Raw genomic sequence first — 21,936 nt, 5'->3', positions numbered from 1 at the left:
TCAGTACCGAAACAGCCGCCAGGCGATCAGGCGCGCGCCCAGCATCACCGCCTTGGCGATCAGATAGTAAAGAACGGCCGCCAGCGCGAAGAATTCGAAGGTGCGGAAAGTGCGCACGTTCAGCTCCTGCGTCACACCCGCAAGGTCGGTCGCCAGCCCGACGGTCAGACCAAGCGAGGTCATCAGGATCGCCCAGACCATCTGGTTGGTCATCGGCGGGAACGATATGCGAAACATCTGCGGCATCACGACCGACCAGAAGGCGCGCAAGGGCCCCATGCCCAGCGACCGCGCCGCGCGGGTCTGCGTCGGCGGAATGGCCCTCAGCGCACCGCGGAAGGTTTCGGCCAGATAGCCCGCATTGTTAAAGGTGATCCCGGCCAGAAGCGCCCACCAGGGGCTCAGATGGATGCCAAAGGACCCAAGGCCAAAATGCGCCATGTAGATCTGGAACAGCGCCGGCGTATTGCGCGCCACCTCAATCCACGTCGTGGCCGCGCCATAGGCCAGACGGTTCGCCGACATCCGGGCCACCGCCAGAAGAACGGCGAAGGCGATGCCCAGCACCATCGACAGGACAGCAACCTCGATGGTGACCAGCGCCCCCCACAGCATGTCGGGCAGCGCGCGCAGGGCCTGATGCCAATGAAACGTATAGTTGAACATGACCCTCCCCCGGGTCTGCAATCAGCGAATGAAGGGGCGCGCGCTCAGGGAGGAGGCACGCACCCCCGCGACGGCTCAGCGATAGACGCCGTCGATCGTCAGGCCCGGCGCAGTGCCGCCGACCCATTTGTCATACAGTTCCTGATAGCGGCCCGACCGGACCTGCTGGTTCACAAAGAGGTTCAGGTAGTTGATAAGACCCTGCTCCTCGCGCAGCGAGATCAGGCTGACATAGTCGATCGGATAGGGCGCATCGCCCGCGATCTTCAGCCCTTCATACTGGCCCGAGGCGACGATGGCCGAAGCGACGGTCGAGGTCACGACGGTTGCGTCGATCTGACCCTGGCTCAGCGCCAGGAACACATCGGCCTGCGACTGGTACGGCCGGAATTCGCCTGCGCCCCAGGCCTTGATGTTTTCTTCAAGCTTGATGCCTTCGAACGTCCCCGCGACCGAACCGACCACATGGCCGGACATACCTTCGAAATTGTCGACACCCGCGCCCTCGCGGGTCAGGACGACGTTGGTGAAGGCGAAATAGGGGATCGAGAAACCGATGGTCTTCGCCCGCTCCAGCGTGTCCGAGGTCGAGGCGACACCCACATCGGCGCGGCCCGAGACCAGCGCGGGGATGCGGTCGGGGAAGGGCGTTTCCACATATTCTGGCGTCACGCCCAGCGCGGCAGCCAGGTCGTTGCAATAGTCGACGTCAAAGCCCACCGGATTGTTGTCGGCATCGCGCGATCCCATCGGCGGAAAGTCCAGCACAACCGCGCAGCGCAGCGTGCCTGAGGCGATGATGTCGTCCAGCTTGTCGGCCTGCGCGGCACCTGTGGCAAGCAGTGCGGCGAGGCTGGCGGTTGCAAAATATATCTTCTTCATTGTGATCCCTCCTGTCGGAACGCGCTCCCCCCGGGGATTCGCGATGCAAGAGTTCTAGTGGATATTGGATCCAATTTACAATACACTTTATCCGCAAGAAAGTGGATGCAATCCACATTCGGAGATTCTATCGATGCAACCGAGGCAGTTTTTCGTGAGCGAATGATGATGGCGCTGAAGCTCAAGGCCACCAATCTGGGCAGCATGCCATCCCCGGCCGATGTGATCTTTGAGGCGCTGCGCGAAGCCATTGTCGAGGGTGAGTTGAAGGACGGCGAGACCCTTCGACAGGATCACATCGCGAGCCTGTTCAACGTCAGCCGCATTCCCGTGCGCGAAGCGCTCGCGCGGCTTGAGGAACAGGGGCTTGTGACAACCCAGCGCCACAAGGGCGCCGTCGTCTCCTCGCTTTCGCTTGAAGAGATCGCCGAGATGTTCGAATTCCGCGCCCTGGTGGAAGGCGAGGTGATCCGCCATGCCGTGAATGTCATCAGCGACAAGACGCTCGCCGAGGCGAAGGCCTTTGCGCAGGCGTTCGCCGCCGAACCAGACAGCGGAAAATGGGCAGGGCTCAACCGGCTATTTCACTATACGCTCTACAAGGACTGCGGCCGCCCCTATCATCTTCAGATCATCTCCAAGGCGCTCGACAAGATCGCACGCTACCTGCGCGCCCAGCTTGTACTGACCCATGGCATCGCGCGGGCGCGGGCCGAACATGAGGGCATCCTTCGGGCGGCGATGGCGCGTGACGCGGACGAGGCGGCCGCCCTCACCCGCGCGCATATCCTCGGCGCCAGCCGTTCGCTGATCGGCTTTCTGCAGGCACAGGAAAAAAAATAGTACCGCGGGTGCGGCGATTTTTCGCTTCTCAAGCTGCTTTACACTGTTAAGGTGGCGAGGTCTGATCTCTAACAAGAACCGCGGATGACCACCGAACCCGGCAAACGCCAACCCTATCGCCGCAATGAAGACCGGCGGCACGAGATCGCAGAGGCAGCAATAGCTTGTCTGGTGCGCGACGGCCATGCGAAGCTTACCGCCCGCGCAGTGGCCAAGGAAGCGGGCCTATCGCTCGGCCATATCACCTATCACTTTCGCGATATGGACGAGATTCTGTGCGAGGCCTACCGGATCGCATCTTCCCGGCTCCGGCAGGCGACCGCCGAAGATCTTGGCGCAAGGACATCGGGCGATCCGCTTGAGCGTCTCGAAACCTTCGTACGGGCCGGTTTCAAGCCCGATTTCCTGTCGCGTGGCTATCTGCGCCTCCGGCTCGACCTCTGGTCGGCGGCGGTCGATCATCCGACCCTCGCCGAAACCGAAGCGGCGCTTTACGAAAGCTACCGAGAGGAGCTGGCCACTCTTCTCGGCGATATTGCGCATGACCGCAACGCGCAGGCGGTCCGCATCTGCGCGACGACCGACACGATCATGGCGCTGCTCGATGGTCTCTGGCTCGACTGGATCCGGCGCGGAAACGAAAACGCTCTCGAAAACGGCCTGTCGACTGCGATGGAGCTGGCGCGCTCTCTGGCGAAGCCCTGAAGCTGCGGCGGCGCGCCTAACCCCGGTGCCGCAGCAGAAAATCCCGGATCGGCGGAAGCGCGCGGTCGGTCGCCTCAATGAAGATCGCATGCTTCAGCGCATCGAGAATCACCAGCTCGGCCTTCGGCATCGCCGCCGCGATTTCCCGGTTAAGGCGCGGGTTGCAGCCGCCGTCATTTTCGCCGGTCAGCACCAGCGCGGGCGCTGCGATCTCGTGCAGCCAAGGCCCCATCTCGGTTTCGGCATAGATGTCGAAGACATTTAGGAAAACCCCGGCGTCCGTGTCCATGACCTGCTGCTTGCGCCACTCGATCACATCCGGCCGCGCCGCCGCGAAATCGTCGGTGAACCAGCGCGCGGTGAGCGTATCCAGCACCAGCCCGATCCCCTTGTCACGCATTGCCTGCACCACCGCCCTCACCTTCCGGCTGTCATCTTCGGTCCGGAAAGCTGCCGTCGAATAGAGCCCCAAGGACAGTACCCGATCAGGATAGCGCCGCGCATAGGCCGGGCCGATCATGCCGCCCAACGAATGACCGGCGAAATGCGCCTGTTCTATGCCTAGCCGCCTGCGCAGAGCTTCGAGATCGTCGACCAGATCCTCCAGCCCGAACCGGCCTTCCGGCAGGGGTGACAGGCCGTGGCCGCGCAGATCGTAGGTCACGCAGGTGAAGCCATCCTTCAGCCCCTCGACCAGTCCGGCAAAGGTCGCCCGCCGTGCGCCGATTCCATGGATGAGGAACAGCGCCGGCCCCTCGCCGATGACCGAATAGGAACAGTCGATCGCCATCTCACGACCCCGGCTTGGGGTCAGAGGCGAGACGCCCCGCCGTTGCCCAGTCATGCTTGGCGACATCGGTGAAGATCACTGTCACCATGTCGGGCGTTCCACCGCAGGTCGCGACCCAGGCTTCCGTGACCGCCTTGGCGCAGGCGCGTTTCTGATCGGCTGTGCGGCCCTCGAACATCTCTATCCTGATGACTGGCATGTCCTTACTCCCCGACTTCTGCCCCAAGGCCTGTCACATGCGGCATGACCTCTGCCGCGAACCGTTCCATCATGTCCAACGTTTCTGCCTGCGGCTGGCCAAAGTTTGACGAACTGATCACGTCGTCGATGCCCAGTTCGGCGTAGTGGGACAGCTTGTCAATCATCTCCTGCCGCTCGCAGATCAGGATGTTCCGCCCCAGTTCATCGATCGTCTGCTTGCGCGGCAAGGGCCGCACGATGCCGTGGTCGACCAACCCCGGCCCGCCGAAAACATTGTCGAACCGCTCATAATAAGCATAGGCGCGGTCAAGCTTTTCGCGCGCGTCGGCGGCGTTTTTTGCGAGATAGAGCCCGCGCTGCAGCGACAGCCTATTGGCGCCACCGTCTGGTGCCGCCGCGCGACCGCGATGGAAAGCGCCGACTTGTGCGGCAAGGATTTCCTCGCTCGCGCCAAGAGGAGTCGTCTGCACATGATAGCCCCGCCGCGCCGCAGCCTCGATCCCTTCGGGTGCCATGGATGCCAGCTGGATCGGCACTGGCCGGTCGGGGCGTGGCATCACCGTCAGCGCATCGAACCGGTACCAGCGCCCGTCCCAGCTCACCTCCTCGCGCGTCAACAAGGCTTCCAGCACGGCAAGCGATTCCTCGAACCGCGCCTTGGTCTCCTCCATCGGTACGCCAAGCCGCCCGGTCTCATACCCGAAGGCGCCCTTGCCGACGCCCAGCATCAGGCGGCCTTCGCAAAGTGCCTGCGCCTGCACCACTTCGCCCGCGAAGATGCGCATGTCACGGATTGGCAGCTGGCAGATCGAAGTCACGAGCTCCACCCGCCGCGTCCGCGCCGCAATCGCCACCGCCATCTGCAGAGGCGACGGGATCAGAAGCAGGTTGACCAGATGATGCTCCGGAATGCCCACGCCCCGGAACCCCAGCAGGTCGGCCGCAACCGCCTGTTCAAGCACTTCGGCATAGTGCCTGCCCGCCCCGACATTCGGATCGAGGAGATGGCTGTTGAGAAAATGGATGAACTGCATCGCCGTCCCATTTTATTGTACATGTGTACCATATAAGATCAGAGGTATGACGACACGTCAAGCGGCTTGCCTGCCGAGAGTGCCAGATCAGTGCTTATGAGTGATTGGCGATCCCGGGAGGACTCGAACCCCCGACCCGCTGCTTAGAAGGCAGCTGCTCTATCCAGCTGAGCTACGGGACCGTTGCCTTCCTTTAGCGGCTCGCGGCGGCCTCAATCAAGGGCGCGCGTCATGAAGACGCTGTTGGGGTCGTCCCAATAGCCCTCGAACGGGGGGCATTCAGTGAAGCCCGCTTTCAGATACAGCGCCCGCGCCGCGGTGAAACCGCGCTGAGAGCCGGTCTCCAGGCTTAGGCGCCGAAAGCCTGCCGCCCGTGCCTCGTCCATCAGATGGTCGAGCATCCGGCGCGCCAGTCCCCGGCCGCGTTCCTCGGCCAGGACATGCATCGATTTGATCTCCGCATGGGTCGCATCGATCCGTTTGAAGGCGCCCATGCCGATGGCGCGGCCCGTATCGCGCATCACGAAGAAGGAAATGTCGGGCCGGTCGAGTGCGGAGGCATCCATCATATGAATGCTCTCGGGCGGGGTTTCCTCATGCATCGCCGCAGTATGGCGGTGAAAGAGCAGCGAAAGCTCCGCCTGGGCGGGGCTTTCGCGGGAAATCACCACCGTGCCGGTCACTGCCCACCCATCATGGCAGCCATGTCGACGCCATTGACCAGAAGGCCACCCGCCTCGGTCATTTCGATGTCCCAGACCAGTTCGCCGTCGGCACCGGGCTTGGCCATGCCGCCCGCCATACCGACCATCATCATCGCCTGCCCGCCCATCTCGGGCGGCGCCGACTGCAGCGCCTTCTGGATCGCTTCCATCCCGACAAGCGTAAGTTTGGCGGTTCCGACCGGCGTGGGGCGTGCCGGGCCTGCCGCGAAGGCCGCCTGATAGGTCAACTTGTAGTCGGGCGCGACGACCGCGCCGGGGGCGATCGTGATATCGACCATCCCGTCGGGAAGGACAGCCGACAGAAGCTGCCCCTCGAACCCGGCAGGAGGCACAGCACCGTCGGGCAGGTCGAGAAGGCCAAGCCCCAGCGCCGCACCCGCCGCCGCATCGAAACCGCTCGCTGCGAAATCGAGGCTGACCTCGTTCGGCACGAGAGTGGCGGCGAAGGGCGGCACCAGCCCCTCGGGAATCTTCAGGCCCTTGACTGTCAGCGCCTCGCGGACCTTGCCGTCAGCGACTATGCCGTTGATGTCCGCCGTGACGCCCAGCTCAGCGGCCAAGAACGGCCCGAGCGGCGTTTCGACCGCCACCGTCCGGTAGGCCCCATCCATCTTCACATTGCCAAAGAGCGGTAGCGCCTTCTCGATCACGGGTTTCAGCGAGGCACGGTCGGCCTTGATCAGCTCCTCGCTCGGGTGAGCGATGAACCATGACCACAGACCGAGAAGCCCGATCGGCTGATGGCCGGTCGTGACGATGTCGAAACTGCCATCCGCGATCGTGCCTGTGATGCTGATCGGTTCCGGCGATGCCCCGGCGATCGCAACCGAAAACTCGGTATCGCTTGCGGTATGCGCGTAGCGTCCGTCGACGCCCGCCGCGCCCTCGACCGCGCGGCCATCCATGACCATCAACTTGGTCCGGCTGTTGACAACCACCGCGCCGAGCCCGCCCCCGGCTTGTGATTGCACTGTCGCGACATCTGTCATTTCCATATGCATGGTACGCGACGCGCCGAGCGCTTCGTCGAAGCTGCCCGAGAGTTTGACCGATCCATAGTTGGTTTCGGTCTTGGATTGTCCGCCTTCCCCGTCGGGGATCGTATAGGCGAGGGACACCGGCTGATCCATCTGATAGGCCCAGGTGCCATCGCCCTGATCGGTCAGCCGCAGCTGAAGAGGCGAAACCGATGCGTCGAACTTGTCGAGCGGGGCTTTCGCGAGAAGCAGCGCGAAATCGAGTTTCACGCCATAGCTCTCACCCTCCGGCGCGACGGTGACCACACCGGCGGTGGTACCGAGATAGGATTGGAAAAGCGTAGTCAGCTCGTCCGCACCAGCCTGGGTCGCTGGTTCCGCAAGCGCGGCGGCGGGCATGAAAGACGCGACCGTCAGAAGAAGAGTACGAACAAATCGCATGCGAATGGCCTTTCATAGATCAAGGCCCGCCAGTGGTGGCGGGCCTAAAGGGAAGGGATCAATGGGTCCAGGCGCTCCGGCGGTCGGTGGCGAAATTCTCGCCATAGCCCCGCGGCCGGACATTGGGTTTGCGCGCCTGCGGCAGGGTCACGTCATAGTCGATCCCGTTCGCCTGGGCATAGGCCTCGGCCGCCTCGCGGCTTTCGAACCTGAGCCGCACCTGCGCCTGGGTATCGCCCGACCCGGTCCAGCCCATCAGAGGATCGACCTCGCGCGCCGCACCTGGGGCGAATTCCAGAACCCAGGAATGGGTCTTGGCCGTGCCGGATTGCATCGCGGTTTTGGCCGGCTGATAGATACGTGCGCGCATGGGAATCCCCTTTTGTCGCCCCTCTTATCGAAAAACTCGCGCGTCGGCGCAAGCCCGCGTAAGGGTATTCGATAACCCGATGCCTATGTGCAGGCTGCGGGCGCTGCGACGCGCCGTGGGGCAATATGTACAGCGGTTTCAGTCGAGCGCGGATCATAGCTTCGGCCCTTCCGCGCGGCGCCCAAGATTGTTAAATCTGTGCCAGAAAACCAGGCGAGAGTTACAATGATCCTTTTCGGCATCCCGACCTGCGACAGCTGCAAAAAAGCAATGAGGGCGCTTGAGGCGGCAGGCCGGGAGGTAACGTTCCGCGACGTGCGCGCGGCGCCGCTGTCTGAGGCGGAGATCGCCGTGATCGTGCGCGAGTTCGGTGACCGCGTGATCAACAAGCAGTCAACGACCTACCGCGGCTTTTCGGATTTCCTGAAACTGTCGGAGCCCGAGGCGCAGATTGCGTCGCAGCCGACGGTGATGAAGCGGCCCGTGATCCGCGATGGCGAGCAGTGGCACCTGGGTTGGGACGAAGAGGTTCAGGCTGCACTTCTGGGGTGACCCGTCAACAACAAAGCGGCCCCCGAAGGGGCCGCTGACATGGTATCTGATCCGGGGATCAGAGAAGTTTCAGATCGCTTGCCGAGGAGCGGCCGTCGCGGCCCGCCTGCAGTTCATAGGCGATCTTCTGATTGTCGTTGAGGCTCTTCAGCCCCGCCCGCTCGACCGCCGAGATATGGACGAACACGTCCTTCCCGCCGTCGTCGGGGGCGATGAAGCCATAGCCCTTCGTCGTGTTGAACCATTTTACGGTGCCGGTGGCCATCCCGTAGTCTCCCTCTTTGGTCTCCCCTCGCGCGATTGCCAGGGGCCGTGCAGCCAGGTCTTTCGGATCTTCCGGCTGCCCCAGTAAGAGGGAGGCGGTAGGAAAGTCTGCGGTCACGCGAAGGTGATGATCGCCGATTCCTTGAAAAAATCAAGGAATTTGCGGAATCCGGCGCCCGGCCAGGAGACTGTCAAGCGAAAAGCGCCCGGCACCGTGGAAGGCAAGGATGAGAAGGACCGTGACCCACATCAGCCGCTGATCGAGTATGAGCGCGCCCGAGGCGGCATCGAACCAGCGGCCGAGATCATCGCCGCCCACGCCATGGCCCCAGATGTCGGTCAGGCTTTGCACGAGGATGAAGCCGATCATCCCGAGGCTGGCCAGGCGCGTGAAGAGGCCAAGGAGGAGGAGCGCCGGCAGGATCAGCTCGGCCAGCGTGCCCGCCGTGACGACTGCCCAATGGAAGACGGTCAGCTGCGACACGTCGTAGCCCACAGCCTCGACCGCCTTGGGGAATATCTGGATGTAGGCGCCGTCGGACGGCGAAAGGAAGCCGAAGGGCCCTTCGCCCAGTTTAGTGCGGGCGGAGTTCCAGAAATAGACCAGAAGTACTGCCGCAAAGCTGAAGCGGGCGATGAGTGGCAGCGCCTCGGGTGCGAGCCGCGTCGCGGTACGTGCGGCGCGGTCGTGGAGGGAGAGGAGGGCGTTCATGGGGCCTCTTGTTCGGTGATAGCGGTTATGGCGCCGCCAGACAGAAGGATGCCGAAAGTGGCGGTCAGGTCGAATGTGCCCGCGCGTTCCAATGCGGCACCGAAGCTTTCGCCCGCGAGAAGGGCGGCGATGAAATCCCCGGCACCGGTCGGCAGGAGCATGGGTTCGGGGTCGTACTCCGGGCGGACGATCAGAACATCCTGCGCTTCGGCCCTCGCGGGTGCGGGTGTGCCGCGCATGTTCGCCGACCAGATCGCATGGACCGGCCAGCGCGAGCGCAGAAGGCGGGCCGCTGGAGCGACGGTCAGGCGCGACGCCATCAGTCGTTCGGGCGGCAGCGATTGCAGGGCCTCAGGCGCCACAGGTGCTGCGTCGGCGGCGTGGTAGGCGCGGCGCAGCGCCAGTTCCAGCCGCGCCACATCGGGCAGATAACCCAGATGGGCGACGGGCGGAAAGCTTTCCAGAAAGGCGGGCATCGCCTCGCCATAGAACATCATGACCGGCGAGGTCGGCGGATGGGCGCGCAGATGTTCGCGCGCCATCGGCGCGAAGAATTCCTCGCCCACCAGTTTCAGGATCACCGGGAAGGATTGCCTCAGCGCCTCGGTCAGGCCGACGGTGACATTGTTGCGATAAACGCCGAAACGGCGCGCATCCACCCGGCCCTCGGGGTCGGTGATGCCGGGCGGAACCGGCAGGTGCGGGTCGAGGATCGCGGCGCGGAAAGCGGACTGGCTCATGCGAGGACCCGGTCGAGGATCGCCTCTGCCCGCGCGGCCTCTTCGGCCAGAACCGGCCAGTCGGGCACGTCATTGTCCCATTCGATCAGCGTGGGCTTCGGCCCGCCGGTACGAATGGTTTCGGCGTAGAGCTGCCAGACCGGATCCACCACCTCGCGTCCGTGGCTGTCGATCAAGAGCGGCGCGCCACTTTCGTCCTGATCCTCGTCATGGCCGCCAAGGTGGATCTCGCCGACCAGATCGTGCGGGAAACGTGCGATGTAATCGTAGGCGTCGGTCTTGCGGTTGGTGCAGCTCACATGGACGTTGTTCACATCGAGAAGAAGGCTGCAGCCGGTGCGGCGCGCGACTTCGGTCAGGAACTCGATCTCGCCCATGTTGGTCTCGGTGAAAGAGACATAGACGGAGGGATTTTCCAGAAGCATCTGGCGGCCCACGACATCCTGCACCTCGTCGATATGGGAAGCGACGCGGGCCAGCGTTTCTTCGGTATAGGGCAGCGGCAGCAGGTCGTTCAGAAAGTCCATGTCATGGGTGGACCAGGCGAGATGTTCCGAAAAGCTCGCCGGTTCCAGCCAGCCGCAGAGATGCTTCAGCCGGGCGAGGTGGTCGCGGTCAATCCGCCCCTCGCCGCCGATCGACAGACCAACACCATGGACCGACATCGGGAAGCGCTCGGCCAGATGGCGCAGCTGTGCGAGCGGTCGACCGCCGTCGCCCATGTAATTCTCGGCATGAACCTCGAGCCAGCGCACGGCACCGGCATCGGACAGAATTTCGGAAAAATGCTGGGGCTTGTAGCCGATGCCGGGGCGGGCGGGCAGGTGCGAACGGTGGCTGGCGTCAAGCATCTTTCGAAAACTCCGTCTGGCGCGAAGGGGCGGCTTCCCCGGCGGCGGCCGGGGAAGCCTGCGAGGCCGGGATCAGCCCTGCGGCAGGTCGCGGTCCAACGCCTCGAGCGAGCCCATGCGGCCGTCGGGCAGTTCCATCGTGGCGCAGGTGCCAGCGGGGACGAGCTTCCAGGAATTGCCCTGATAGTCGACTTTCGAGGTGCCCGCGCAGGTGGTGCCAGCGCCGGCGGCGCAGTCATTCTGGCCGGCGAGCGCGACGCCGAAGCACTTTTCCTTGGCTTCGTCGGCCGAGGCGGCGGTGGTGAAATGAGCCGAGAGAGCGGCGGCAAGCGAACCGGCAACGGCGAGCGTCTTGATCGTGTTGGACATAGTCATTCCCTTGTGTGAGCGTTTCACTGTCGTTTGGTCGACGTGGAAACCCTAGATCGACCCGGGCGCCCCGTTCCACTCACGAACCCGTGGGACACGCGTGCGTGAGCGAAGTTTATCGCGAAAGAGGAGAGCGCACAAAGGAAAAGGCGCGCCGCTTTTCCAAGCTTGCGCGACTTTTATTGTTTTTAATCAGTTTGTTAGGCCGATTTCAGATCCGGCGGCAGTGCGTCGTCGGTCAGGGCGGCCACAGCCTGATCAAGGGCAAGCGTTTCAGTCTGGTTCTCACCGAGGCGGCGGATTGAAACAGTCCGCTCCTCGACCTCTTTCATGCCGATGGCCAATATTACAGGCACCTTGCCGACCGAATGTTCGCGGACCTTGTAGTTGATCTTCTCGTTCCTTGTGTCAGCCTCGGCGCGGATGCCTTTGGCTTTCAGCGCATTCACCACTTCATGCACATAGGCGTCGGCGTCCGAGACGATCGAGGCGACGACGACCTGCCGCGGTGCGAGCCAGAACGGCAGCTTGCCCGCGTAGTTTTCGATCAGGATACCGATGAAGCGTTCAAACGAGCCGAGGATCGCGCGGTGCAGCATGTAGGGCCGGTGTTTGGCACCATCCTCGCCGACATATTCCGCACCAAGCCGGTCGGGCAGGTTCGGATCGACCTGGAAGGTGCCGCACTGCCATTCGCGGCCAATCGCGTCGGTCAGCTTGAAATCAAGCTTCGGGCCATAGAAGGCGCCATCGCCGGGATTGATCTCATAGGGCAGACCAAGTTTTTCGATGGCGCCAGTCAGCGCGCCCTCGACCTTGTCCCAGGTCTCGTCAGACCCGATGCGGACCTCGGGCCGGGTCGAGAGCTTGATGTCGAACTTCTCGAAGCCCAGATCGCGGTAGACTGACGAGAGAAGGGCGATGAAGCCCGCGCATTCGGCCTCGATCTGATCCTCGGTGCAAAAGATGTGGGCATCGTCCTGAGTGAAGCCGCGCACACGCATCAGGCCGTGCATGGAGCCGGAGGATTCGTAGCGGTGGCAGGAGCCGAATTCCGCAAGGCGTAAGGGCAGATCGCGGTAGGATTTGAGGCCCTGATTGTAGACCTGCACATGGCAGGGGCAGTTCATCGGTTTCAGCGCGTTGATACGCTTTTCCTTCGCGCCTTCCTCATCCACCTCGACGATGAACATGTTCTCGCGGTAGGCCTCCCAATGACCCGACTTTTCCCACAGGACGCGGTCGACGACCTGCGGGGTCTTGATCTCGCGATAGTCGGCCCGGCGCAGGCGGCGGCCCATGTAATCCATCAGCGTGCGATAGATCGTCCAGCCGTTCGGGTGCCAGAAAACCATGCCGGGCGCTTCTTCCTGCAGATGGAACAGTTCCATCTCGCGGCCCAGTTTGCGGTGGTCGCGCTTGGCCGCTTCCTCGAGCATCGTGAGATAGGCCTTCAGGTCGTCACGGTTCTTGAAGGCGACACCGTAGATGCGCTGAAGCTGCTTGTTGCGGTGATCGCCGCGCCAGTAGGCGCCCGCGACCGACATCAATTTGAAGGCGTCGGCGGGAAGCTGACCCGTGTGCTGCAGATGCGGACCCCTGCACAGGTCCTGCCAAGGCCCATGCCAGTACATGCGGATGGGCTGGCCATCGTCGGGAATCGCCTCGACCAGCTCGACCTTGAATGGCTCATTCTTCGACTTGTAGTGGGCAATCGCGTCTGCGCGGGACCAGACTTCGGTCCGGACCGGGTCGCGGGCGTTGATGATCGCCTTCATCTCCTTTTCGATCGCGCCGAGGTCCTCCGGCGTGAAGGCCTCTTCCCGGTCGAAATCGTAATACCAGCCATTTTCGACCACCGGGCCGATCGTGACCTTGACGTCGGGCCAGAGTTGCTGGACAGCGCGGGCCATCACATGGGCGAGATCGTGGCGGATGAGTTCCAAGGCCTGCGCGTCATCCTTCATCGTATGGATGGCGATGGCGGCGTCCTGGTGGATTGGCCATTGCAGGTCGAAATGCCTGCCGTCCACGCTGGCCGAGATCGCGGCCTTGCCGAGCGACGGCGCGATGGAGGCAGCGACTTCTGCAGGCGTCACGCCAGCCGCGAAATCGCGCTTGTTGCCATCGGGGAATGTCAGGGAAATCTGGCTCACGGCCCTTCTCCTCGTCGGTTTGGCGCCTACGGGTGCGCCCGGTTGCGGGTATATCGGGGCTTCTTTCACGGGTTTGGGCGCCCTTGTCAATCGCCGGGGGTTTCACCCCCGGACCCCCGGGGATATTTGTACCACAGTGAAGAGGAGGATCGGGATGAGCGACTATCTGGACACGGCGGACGGACGGCGGCTTGCCTATGACCGGACCGAAGGCGCAGGCCCCGGGGTCGTGTTTCTGGGTGGCTTTGTCTCGGACAAGGAAGGGACGAAGGCGGTTGCGCTGGAAGACTGGGCGAGGCGCCGGGGTCGGGCCTATCTGCGGTTCGACTATTCGGGGCACGGATCCTCGTCGGGGGCGTTCACCGACGGCTCTATCGGCGACTGGTTCGAGGATGCGCGCGCGGCGCTGATGAAGCTGACCGAGGGGCCGCAGGTTCTGGTCGGTTCGTCCATGGGCGGCTGGATCGCACTTCTGCTGGCGCGCGAGTGCCCTGAGAAGGTGGCGGGTCTGGTGACGGTGGCTGCGGCGCCGGATTTCACCGAGGATCTGACCTGGGCCGAGTTTTCCGAAGCCCAGCGGCGGCAGTTGATGGCGGAGGGCCGTGTTGTCGTGCCGTCGGATTATGCGGCGGAGGGCTATGTTATCACCCGGCGGCTGATCGAGGACGGGCGGTCGCGGCTGGTGCTCAGGACACCGCTTGATCTGCCCATGCCGGTCAGGTTCCTACAGGGGACGGCGGATATGGATGTGCCGATGGCGGTGGCGCTTAGGCTGATGGACCATGTGAGTGGGCCGGACATAAGGCTGACGCTGGTCAAGGGGGCCGACCACCGCTCTTCCACGCCTGACTGTCTGCGGCTGATCGAGCGGTCGGTGGAGAAGGTCATTCAGCGGGTGGAGCGCGTAGATGCGTAGGTTTGCGGCGGTCACGGCGATCCTTTTCGGGGCGCTGGCCTTTTTTCTCGCGGTCTTGTTGACGTTCGGGCCGCGCGAAACGCTGAACCTGACGCCAAGGTTCGATGAGGCAGCCCTGCCTGCCGATCTCGACACCTATCTGGCCGCACAGGAGGCCGAAGTCGGTGGCATCCTGCCCGGGGCGGAGAAGCGGATCGTCTGGGCGGGCGCCGCCGGAGCGAAGACCGATCTGGCGGTCGTCTATCTGCATGGCTTCTCGGCGACGGCGGAAGAGATACGCCCCGTGCCCGATCTGGTCGCCAAGGCGCTGGGCGCCAATCTCTATTATGCGCGGCTTGCTGGGCACGGACTCGGGTCCGAGCGGTTCGCTGGGCCGAAAGTGCAGGACTGGATTAATGATACCGCCGAGGCTCTGGCGATCGGGCGACGGATCGGCGGGCGTGTGGTGGTGATCGCGACCTCGACCGGCGGGACGCTGGCGGCGGAGGCGGCTTTGCAGCCCGCGATGATGCGGGATATGGCGGGGATCGCATTCGTATCGCCGAACTTCGGTATTCAGGCACAGGCCTCGGTGATCCTGACCTGGCCCGGCGCACGCTGGTGGGCACCGGTCATCGCGGGCCGCGAGCGGTGTTTCGAGCCGGTGAATGAGCGGCACGCACAGTTCTGGACGACCTGCTATCCGACGGTCGCGCTTCTGCCGATGGCGGCGCTGGCCGAACATGCGGGGGCGGCAGATTATGCAGGTGCCACCGTGCCCGCGCTCTTTCTCTTCGCCGAGGCTGATCAGGTGGTGTCGCCGGACGCGACGAAGGCGGTCGCGGCGCGCTGGGGGGGCAAGGTGACCTTGTCGCCGCAGGTGGTGGGCGCGGGGGATGATCCCTATTCCCATGTGATCGCGGGCGAAGTCCTCAGCCCGTCGATGACCGAGCCCGTGGCCGAGGCGATCACGGGCTGGGTGCGGGGCCTCTGATCAGACGGCGCGGATGCGGCCGCGGCGGGCCTTGGGCGCGCCGGAATTGCGGTCGATGAAATCGAGGACCAGCGGGCGGATGTTCGTCCGCCAGCTCTTGCCCGCGAAGATGCCGTAATGCCCGGCCTCGGGTTCGAGGTGGCTGGCCTTTTTCTCATCCGGCAGGCCGGTCAGGAGGTCGAGTGCCGCGAGGCACTGGCCGGGGGCGGAGATATCGTCCTTCTCGCCCTCGACCACCTTGACGGCGACCTGGGTGATCTTGCCGATGTCGACCGGTTTCCCCGCGACGGTGAAGGCATTGGTCGCGATCTCGCGCCGTTTGAAGATGCGCTCGACAGTCGAGAGGTAGAATTCCGCCGTCATGTCCATGACCGAGAGATATTCGTCATAGAAGCGGTTGTGCTTGTCACGCTCACCCGCCTCGCCGCGCGCGGCGCGGACGATCTGGTCCTGGAAGGCCTTGGTATGAGTCGGAAGGTTCATCGAGATGAAGGAAGCCAGTTGCAGAAGGCCCGGATAAACCTTGCGGCCGGCGCCCGCATATTTGAAGCCGACCTGCTGGATCGCGAGATGCTCAAGCTGGCCCATGGTCAGGCGGCGACCGAAGTCGGTGACTTCGGTCGGGGCCGCGTCGGGGTCGATCGGGCCGCCGATCAGCGTCAGCGTGCGGGGCTGGGCGCTCGGGTCTTCCTCAGCCAGATAGGCGGTTGCGGCCAGCGTCAGCGGCGCGGGCTGGCAGACGGCGACGACGTTGATGTCAGGTCCGAGGTGGCGCATGAAATCGACGAGGTAGAGCGTGTAATCCTCGATATCGAACTTGCCCTCGCTGACCGGAATGTCGCGGGCGTTCTTCCAGTCGGTCACATAAACCTCGCAGTCGGGCAGAAGCGAAGCGACGGTCGAGCGCAGGAGCGTCGAGTAATGGCCGGACATGGGCGCGACCAGAAGGATGCGGCGGGCGCGGACGGGGCGACCGACGGCGCGGAAATGAATGAGATCACCGAACGGCCGGGTAACAAGCGTGTCGACCTCGACGATATGGTCGCGACCATCCTCGCCAACCACTGTGCGGATGCCCCAGTCGGGCTTGATGACCATGCGGGCGAAACTGCGTTCGGTGATTCGGCCCCAGGCGGACATGACCTTGAACATCGGATGCGGCACCAGACCCCAGACCGGATAGGAGGCCATGGCGCGGGCCGAGGCGCCCAGCCATTCATTGGTGTTGCGGACGCTTTCCATCCAGTCGTAGGTCGCCATGTCCTTCATCACACACCCTTTGCCCTTCGCTAATCCAAGCTTCCCCCAAAGCCCGGGCAGCGTTATGCTGCAGTGCAGGAGAGTAGGGGGGATTTGTTACCATGACAACAAAAGTTGCGAACTCTCCACCAGATCTTGAGAAATTGAACGCGAATGTGGCGCGGATCGAAGCTTTGTCACAGCGGCTGATTGCTGCAATTGCACAAAAGCGCGCGCCCAATCCGGCGCTGGAGGCGCCGGGGTTCGAGCTTTACGCGAAGGCAGCGGGCGCCTGGTGGGCCGAGGCGCTGCAAAATCCCACGAAGGTGATGGAGCAGCAGGTCAGCTATTGGGGACAGGCCCTGCAGCATTATGTCGAGGCGCAGAAGGCGCTGGCAGAGGGCGAGATGAAAGCGCCCGACGATCCGACGCCGAACGACCGGCGCTTTGCCAACCCGCTGTGGAAGACCCACCCCTACTTCAACTTCATCAAGCAGCAATATCTGCGCAATGCCGAAGCCATGCAGCAGGCGATCGGCAATCTTGAGGGGCTGGATGCGCGCGACCGGGCACGGGTCGACTATTTCTCGAAACAGATCCTCGATCTGATGGCGCCGACCAATTTCCTTGCGACCAATCCCGATGCGCTGGAAAAGGCGGTGGCGACGGAGGGCGAGAGCCTGGTGCAGGGTCTGGAAAACCTGGTGCGCGATATCGAGGCGAACCATGGCGATCTGGTCGTCACGCTTGCGGACCGCGAGGCGTTTCAGGTCGGCGGCAATATCGCCACGACGCCGGGCAAGGTCGTCTACCGCAACCGGCTGATCGAACTGATCCAGTATGAGCCGACGACCGAGAAGGTCAGGGAAATCCCGATCGTGATCTTCCCGCCCTGGATCAACAAATTCTACATCATGGACCTTAAGCCGCAGAATTCGCTGATCAAATGGATCGTGGATCAGGGCTTCACGCTATTTGTCGTCAGCTGGAAGAACCCAGACGCGACCTATGCCGATGTGGGTATGGACGACTATGTCGAGGACGGATTTCTTGCGGCAATCCGCGAGGCCAAGGCCATCACCGGCGAGGAAAGGGTCAATGCCGTCGGCTACTGTATCGCGGGCACCACCCTGTCGCTGACGCTCGCGCTATTGAAGAAGCGGGGTGACAAGTCGGTGAATTCGGCGACCTTCTTCACAACGCTCACCGATTTCTCCGATCCGGGCGAGGTCGGCGTCTTCCTCGACAATGACTTCGTCGACGGGATCGAGGCGGAATGCCAGCGGGCGGGTTTCCTCGACAAATATTTCATGTCGCGGACCTTTTCCTTCCTCAGGGCGAACGACCTGATCTATGGCCCCGCGATCAAAAGTTATATGCTGGGCGAGGCGCCGCCTGCCTTCGATCTTCTGTTCTGGAATGGCGACGGCACCAACCTGCCCGCCCGCATGGCCATCGAATATCTGCGCGGCCTCTGCCAGTCGGACGGGCTCGCCAAGGGAACGTTCACGATCTGCGGCGAGAAAGTTTCGCTGAAAGACGTCAAGGTGCCGCTCTGCGCCATTGCCTGCGAGACCGACCATATCGCGCCGTGGAAATCCTCTTTCGCGGGCGTCCGGCAGATGGGGGCGAAGGACAAGACCTTCATCCTCGCAGAAAGCGGCCATATCGCCGGAATCATCAGCCCACCCGGCAAAGACAAGTACGGCCACTACACCAGCGACGGGCCTATGGAAGCGGCGGGCGACTGGAAGGCCGGGGCCGAAAAGCACCGGGGCAGCTGGTGGCCAACTTGGGGCGACTGGCTTGACGAACGATCGGGCAAGAAGACTGCCGCCCGCGCGCCCGGCGATGCCGAGCACCCGCTCCTGACCGACGCGCCGGGCACTTATGTCACGGAAGTGCCAAACGCCTGATACAACCTGCGGATAGAATTTTTCTGCAGTGCAGCAATTCCTCTTGAAATGCTGCACTGCGGCATGTATATAGGCTGCAGATGCGAAACGGGCGTGGCCCGCTGATCAGGAGATATGAAATGGCTAAGACCCAAGACTTCACCAAAGTCATGCAGGACATGATGCAGGCTTTCCCGTTCGACGCGACCGCTGCCCAGGGCGCGTTCAAGACCTCGGCCGCGTTTGGCGAGAAGCTGACCAAAGTTGCTCTCGAAGCCGCCGAGAAGTCGAACGAAATCTCGTCCAAATGGGCGAAAGAGACGATCGCCAAGGTTGGCGTTCTTGCCAAGGTCAAGGAAGAGCCGGCCGACTACACCAAAGCCGTGAGCGATTTCGCTTCGGCCTCGGCTGAACTCGCGGCCGAAAACCTCGCTGCCTTCGCCGAAATCGCGAAGAAAGTGCAGATGGACACGGTCGAGCTGATGCTCGCCGCTGGCAAGACCGCTTCGGAAGATGCGGCTGCTGCAGTGCAGAAAGCCACTGCCGAAGTGACCAACGTCGCCAAGAAAGCGGCTGCGGCTGCGAAGTAATCCCTGTTCTTGCCTCCCTGAGGACAGGTTGATCGGGGCGGTTCCCTTGCGGAGCCGCCCTTTCTTTTTGTTGTCTTTTTTTGCAAGTGCAGCTTATCTTGCCGCAGTGCCAAAAGAAGTCCTGGGGAGGATGTGATGGCGGACGACAAGAAGCCGCTTCTGATCAAGCGTTATGCCAGCCGGCGGCTCTACAATACCGAGACGAGCGACTATGTGACGCTTGAGGATATCGCCGCCTTCATCCGCGACGGCCGCGAGGTGCAGATCGTTGACCTGAAGACGGGCGACGACCTGACGCGGCAGTATCTTTTGCAGATCATCGCCGAACATGAGAGCCGGGGCGAGAATGTGCTGCCGGTCGATGTGCTGACCGATCTCGTGCGCAGCTACACGACCAGCGCGCAAAGCGTGGTGCCGCAGTTCCTGGCGGCATCGTTCGAGATGCTGCGGGACGGCCAGTCGAAGCTGATGGAACAATGGTCGCACCTGCCCAATCCCATGGCCTCGATGCCGGGGTTCGACGCGCTGCAACGCCAGCAGCAGGCCTTCCTGAAGTCGATCATGGGAGGATTCGCCGGGTCTTCCGGCCCGGCGCCCGAGGCAGATGAGGAGGAAGCGCCGAAGGCCAAGGCCAAGGCGGCGCCCGCGGCCGACGACGATCTGGCCGCGATCAAGAAGCAGCTTGCCGATCTGCAGGCGAAACTGTCGAAACTCTAGAACCGGGGGCCCGGGGGCAGATGACCGACCATCCGGGCCGCGTCACGCTTTGGGCGATCGAGGCTTTCCTGGCCGCAGCCGGGGAGGGCACGGTGCAGGGCGCCGCGCGGCGGCTTGGCGCCTCGCCCTCGGGGATCAGCCAGCAGGTGTCGGCGCTAGAGGCCGCGCTGGGGGCCACTTTGTTCGACCGGACGCAAAGGCCCCTCAGGCTGACGCCGGCGGGCGAGACTTTCCGGCGACACGCACAGGCGATCGTCAATGAACTGGCGGCGGCGCGGGCGGCGATCGGGCTTTCGGGCCTTTCGGGCCTCTCAAGCTTTCGGCTGGGCTTTATCGAGGATTTCGAGGCGGAACTGACGCCACGGCTTTTGTCCGACCTCGGGCAGGAGTGGCCGGGATGCCAGTTCGTGCTGGAAACCGGTCCGAGCCATCGGCTGCAGGAGGGTCTGGAGGCGAGGACGCTCGATCTGATCGTCGCGGCCGATCTGGGACTGGCGACCGAGCGGCACGAGGTGCACCGGCTTCTGGAGGAACCATTCGTCGCCGTGATGCCAAAGGAAAAAGCGCGGGAGCCCTTTGATCCGGCGCTGCCCCTCATTCTCTACAGCGCGCGTCATTTCATGGGGCGGCTCATCGCTGACGCGCTGGCAGGCCAGCCCGCCCGGCCCACACACCGGTTTGAGCTCGACAGTTACAATTCCATCCTCGCGATGGTTGCGGCCGGGACAGGCTGGACGATCCTCACCCCGCTCGCCGTCCTGCATGCGGCGCGGTTCCGCGAAAGCATTGAGCTGAAACCGCTGCCCATGCCGCCGCTCACGCGCCGCATCGCGCTGACGGCGCGGCGGGACGTGTTGGGCACAATGCCCGCCGAGATCGCGGCGCGACTGCGCCTGCTGCTGCAGGAGATGATCGTGGCCCCGGTCCTCGCCGAGCATCCCTGGATGGCGCAGGGTTTGAGGGTGATTCCTGCCTGAAGGGGCTCTTCGTCGGGCTACGCCCGCTCATCGCCCTACGCTGCTCTTTCGTTCGAAAATATCCCGGGGAGCGCGAGGGGCTGGCCCCTCGCCCCTTCGCGATAAGCGGTCGAAGCGCGACGAAGAGCCCGTTCAGGCGGCATCCGGGCGGGCGGTCTTGACCTGACCGACAGCCGCAAGAAGTGCGTCGGCGATAAAGTCGAGCTCATGCCGCTTCAGTCGGGCGGGAAGCCTGAGGTCGCAGGCGCGCATCAGCATCGCGCGGGTTTGCGGCATGTCGGGTATCTCGCCGAGGAACTGCCAGTTCCAGAAGGCGCGGGCATTGTCCTCGGAGAGGCCGAAAATCTGCACCGCGATGCCGCGCTTCTTGGCCGCATCCTGGAAGGCGCGGGCCTCGGCGTCTGTCCAGTGGCCCACGAGGTTGAATTGCAGGCTGTCGGGGGCGCGGTCTTCGGGCGCAAGCGGCGGGGGTACGTCGAACCATGCCGAGGTGTTCAGGCGTTCAGCGACATGATCGTGGTTCGTGCGGCCGGCGTTCACCCGGTCCCAGACGAGCGGAAGCTGCGGACGGATGACGGCGGCCGATAGGTTCTGCATGCGCATGTTGTAGAGCGGTAGGCGGTTTTGCCAGTGCATGTAGCTGTTCTGGAGGCCGGGATGTTTCTTCCAGTTCTGTTCATAGGCGCCCGACATGATCACGCATTTTGCCGCGATCTCGGGGTCGTCGGTGATCAGGATCCCGCCTTCGCCTGCGTTCACAAGCTTGTAGGACTGGAAGGAGAAGCAGCCGATCTTGCCGATCGTGCCGATGTTCCGGCCATGCCATTTTGTCCCGAGCGAATGGGCGGCGTCTTCGATGACGGGAATGTTCCGCGCGTCGCAGAGTTCCATGATCCGGTCCATGTCGGAGGTATGGCCGCGCATGTGGCTGATGAGGACGCAGGCGATGTTGTCATCGAGGCGCGCTGCGAAATCGGCCATGTCGACGCGGAAATTCGGGCCGACCTCGGCCAGAACCGGGATGCAGTCGGCGTGGACCACAGCCGAGGGCACGGCGGCGAAGGTGAAGGCGGGGATGAGGACGCGGGCGCCCTTCGGCAGGTCGAGCGCCTTCAGGGAAAGGAAGAGGGCGGCAGAGCAGGAGGAGACGGCGAGCGCATAGCGCGACCCCAGGAGCGCCGCGAATTCCTGTTCCAGAAGGGCGACCGGCGCGCCTTCGGGCGCGGTGTAGCGGAAGAGATCGCCCGAGGTCAGGAGCCGTTCGATCTCGGCCCGCGCGGCCTCGGGGATGGGTTCGGCGTCATAGACGTTCGGGGCTGCCGTTCTGGTCAGGCTGTCGGGCGCCATGCGT

Annotated in this window: 25 protein-coding genes and 1 tRNA gene; 9 read left to right on the top strand and 17 right to left on the bottom strand. The window is 63.5% G+C overall.

From position 1 onward, the window contains the following. Together OU426_RS13115 and OU426_RS13110 are read right to left on the bottom strand one after the other, a co-directional pair. A complete protein-coding gene (locus OU426_RS13115) occupies positions 1-666 on the bottom strand; it encodes an amino acid ABC transporter permease (RefSeq protein WP_267634476.1) in 666 nt (221 codons plus the stop codon). 75 nt (positions 667-741) lie between these two features. After that, positions 742-1,548, bottom strand: coding sequence for an ABC transporter substrate-binding protein (locus OU426_RS13110; RefSeq protein ID WP_267634475.1), 807 nt, complete (start codon positions 1,546-1,548; stop codon positions 742-744). A gap of 165 nt (positions 1,549-1,713) precedes the next feature. On the opposite strand from OU426_RS13110, the gene OU426_RS13105 reads away from it, so the two are divergent. Together OU426_RS13105 and OU426_RS13100 are read left to right on the top strand one after the other, a co-directional pair. Next, positions 1,714-2,391, top strand: coding sequence for a GntR family transcriptional regulator (locus OU426_RS13105; protein WP_324289820.1), 678 nt, complete (start codon positions 1,714-1,716; stop codon positions 2,389-2,391). Between the two features lie 84 nt (positions 2,392-2,475). Next, positions 2,476-3,096 (top strand): TetR/AcrR family transcriptional regulator, encoded by a 621-nt coding sequence (locus tag OU426_RS13100; RefSeq protein ID WP_267634474.1) that lies wholly within the window; start codon positions 2,476-2,478, stop codon positions 3,094-3,096. 16 nt (positions 3,097-3,112) lie between these two features. Here the strand turns inward: OU426_RS13100 and OU426_RS13095 are convergent, their stop codons facing one another. The 7 genes from OU426_RS13095 to OU426_RS13065 form a co-directional block, all read right to left on the bottom strand. Then, on the bottom strand, positions 3,113-3,886 hold the full coding sequence (locus tag OU426_RS13095; protein ID WP_267634473.1) for an alpha/beta fold hydrolase: 774 nt from the start codon (positions 3,884-3,886) through the stop codon (positions 3,113-3,115). A gap of 1 nt (position 3,887) precedes the next feature. Then, positions 3,888-4,085: a 4-oxalocrotonate tautomerase gene (locus tag OU426_RS13090; RefSeq protein WP_267634472.1), complete on the bottom strand. Its 198-nt coding sequence runs from the start codon at positions 4,083-4,085 to the stop codon at positions 3,888-3,890. Between the two features lie 4 nt (positions 4,086-4,089). After that, positions 4,090-5,121 carry an LLM class flavin-dependent oxidoreductase gene (locus OU426_RS13085; RefSeq protein WP_267634471.1) on the bottom strand — a complete coding sequence of 344 codons (1,032 nt, stop codon included), beginning with the start codon at positions 5,119-5,121 and terminating at the stop codon, positions 4,090-4,092. Between the two features lie 105 nt (positions 5,122-5,226). After that, positions 5,227-5,303: transfer RNA gene (locus OU426_RS13080), tRNA-Arg, on the bottom strand. Between the two features lie 30 nt (positions 5,304-5,333). After that, entirely contained in the window at positions 5,334-5,804 is a 471-nt protein-coding gene (locus OU426_RS13075; protein ID WP_267634470.1) for a GNAT family N-acetyltransferase, read from the bottom strand. Continuing rightward, on the bottom strand, positions 5,801-7,264 hold the full coding sequence (locus OU426_RS13070) for a hypothetical protein (RefSeq protein ID WP_267634469.1): 1,464 nt from the start codon (positions 7,262-7,264) through the stop codon (positions 5,801-5,803). Before OU426_RS13070 ends, OU426_RS13075 begins: the two co-directional genes overlap by 4 nt. A 58-nt stretch (positions 7,265-7,322) precedes the next feature. Beyond that, positions 7,323-7,634: an ETC complex I subunit gene (locus tag OU426_RS13065; RefSeq protein ID WP_267634468.1), complete on the bottom strand. Its 312-nt coding sequence runs from the start codon at positions 7,632-7,634 to the stop codon at positions 7,323-7,325. A 225-nt stretch (positions 7,635-7,859) separates the two neighbouring features. Here OU426_RS13065 and OU426_RS13060 point away from each other — a divergent pair, with 225 nt between their 5' ends. Next, entirely contained in the window at positions 7,860-8,186 is a 327-nt protein-coding gene (locus OU426_RS13060) for an arsenate reductase family protein (RefSeq protein ID WP_267634467.1), read from the top strand. Between the two features lie 58 nt (positions 8,187-8,244). Here the strand turns inward: OU426_RS13060 and OU426_RS13055 are convergent, their stop codons facing one another. The 6 genes from OU426_RS13055 to thrS all read right to left on the bottom strand — a co-directional run bounded on the left by OU426_RS13055 (position 8,245) and on the right by thrS (position 13,278). Then, entirely contained in the window at positions 8,245-8,451 is a 207-nt protein-coding gene (locus OU426_RS13055; protein WP_267634466.1) for a cold-shock protein, read from the bottom strand. A gap of 150 nt (positions 8,452-8,601) precedes the next feature. Then, positions 8,602-9,162 (bottom strand): DoxX family protein, encoded by a 561-nt coding sequence (locus OU426_RS13050; RefSeq protein ID WP_267634465.1) that lies wholly within the window; start codon positions 9,160-9,162, stop codon positions 8,602-8,604. Beyond that, a complete protein-coding gene (locus OU426_RS13045; RefSeq protein ID WP_267634464.1) occupies positions 9,159-9,902 on the bottom strand; it encodes an HvfC/BufC N-terminal domain-containing protein in 744 nt (247 codons plus the stop codon). The genes OU426_RS13050 and OU426_RS13045 overlap by 4 nt, the downstream gene beginning before the upstream one ends. Further along, positions 9,899-10,753 (bottom strand): MNIO family bufferin maturase, encoded by an 855-nt coding sequence (gene bufB, locus OU426_RS13040; RefSeq protein ID WP_267634463.1) that lies wholly within the window; start codon positions 10,751-10,753, stop codon positions 9,899-9,901. Before bufB ends, OU426_RS13045 begins: the two co-directional genes overlap by 4 nt. Positions 10,754-10,825: 72 nt before the next feature. After that, positions 10,826-11,122: a BufA1 family periplasmic bufferin-type metallophore gene (locus OU426_RS13035; protein WP_267634462.1), complete on the bottom strand. Its 297-nt coding sequence runs from the start codon at positions 11,120-11,122 to the stop codon at positions 10,826-10,828. 200 nt (positions 11,123-11,322) lie between these two features. Beyond that, positions 11,323-13,278: a threonine--tRNA ligase gene (thrS, locus tag OU426_RS13030; RefSeq protein ID WP_267634461.1), complete on the bottom strand. Its 1,956-nt coding sequence runs from the start codon at positions 13,276-13,278 to the stop codon at positions 11,323-11,325. A 154-nt stretch (positions 13,279-13,432) separates the two neighbouring features. Here thrS and OU426_RS13025 point away from each other — a divergent pair, with 154 nt between their 5' ends. Next, positions 13,433-14,194 carry an alpha/beta hydrolase gene (locus tag OU426_RS13025; RefSeq protein ID WP_267634460.1) on the top strand — a complete coding sequence of 254 codons (762 nt, stop codon included), beginning with the start codon at positions 13,433-13,435 and terminating at the stop codon, positions 14,192-14,194. Continuing rightward, positions 14,187-15,167 (top strand): alpha/beta hydrolase, encoded by a 981-nt coding sequence (locus OU426_RS13020; RefSeq protein ID WP_267634459.1) that lies wholly within the window; start codon positions 14,187-14,189, stop codon positions 15,165-15,167. The genes OU426_RS13025 and OU426_RS13020 overlap by 8 nt, the downstream gene beginning before the upstream one ends. Here OU426_RS13020 and phaZ read toward each other — a convergent pair whose 3' ends face one another. Continuing rightward, positions 15,168-16,436, bottom strand: a complete 1,269-nt coding sequence (phaZ, locus tag OU426_RS13015; protein ID WP_267634458.1) for a polyhydroxyalkanoate depolymerase — start codon at positions 16,434-16,436, stop codon at positions 15,168-15,170. Positions 16,437-16,528: 92 nt separating this feature from the next. Here phaZ and OU426_RS13010 point away from each other — a divergent pair, with 92 nt between their 5' ends. From OU426_RS13010 to OU426_RS12995, 4 genes are all read left to right on the top strand, one after another. Beyond that, positions 16,529-18,322, top strand: coding sequence for a PHA/PHB synthase family protein (locus OU426_RS13010; RefSeq protein ID WP_267634457.1), 1,794 nt, complete (start codon positions 16,529-16,531; stop codon positions 18,320-18,322). A 119-nt stretch (positions 18,323-18,441) separates the two neighbouring features. After that, positions 18,442-18,891, top strand: a complete 450-nt coding sequence (locus OU426_RS13005; protein ID WP_267634456.1) for a phasin family protein — start codon at positions 18,442-18,444, stop codon at positions 18,889-18,891. 135 nt (positions 18,892-19,026) lie between these two features. Next, positions 19,027-19,608 carry a polyhydroxyalkanoate synthesis repressor PhaR gene (phaR, locus tag OU426_RS13000; RefSeq protein ID WP_267634455.1) on the top strand — a complete coding sequence of 194 codons (582 nt, stop codon included), beginning with the start codon at positions 19,027-19,029 and terminating at the stop codon, positions 19,606-19,608. A 20-nt stretch (positions 19,609-19,628) separates the two neighbouring features. Beyond that, positions 19,629-20,585, top strand: a complete 957-nt coding sequence (locus tag OU426_RS12995; RefSeq protein ID WP_267634454.1) for a LysR family transcriptional regulator — start codon at positions 19,629-19,631, stop codon at positions 20,583-20,585. A 132-nt stretch (positions 20,586-20,717) separates the two neighbouring features. Here OU426_RS12995 and OU426_RS12990 read toward each other — a convergent pair whose 3' ends face one another. Further along, the gene (locus OU426_RS12990) at positions 20,718-21,932 is read right to left on the bottom strand and encodes a DegT/DnrJ/EryC1/StrS family aminotransferase (protein WP_267634453.1); all 1,215 of its coding nucleotides are present in this window, start codon (positions 21,930-21,932) and stop codon (positions 20,718-20,720) included. Between the last annotated feature and the right edge of the window lie 4 nt (positions 21,933-21,936).

Source organism: Frigidibacter sp. RF13, from assembly GCF_026626305.1.
GTDB lineage: Bacteria > Pseudomonadota > Alphaproteobacteria > Rhodobacterales > Rhodobacteraceae > TMP-24.
The sequence above is the reverse complement of the archived record's forward strand: the minus strand, read 5'-3'. Positions and strand labels throughout refer to the sequence as shown.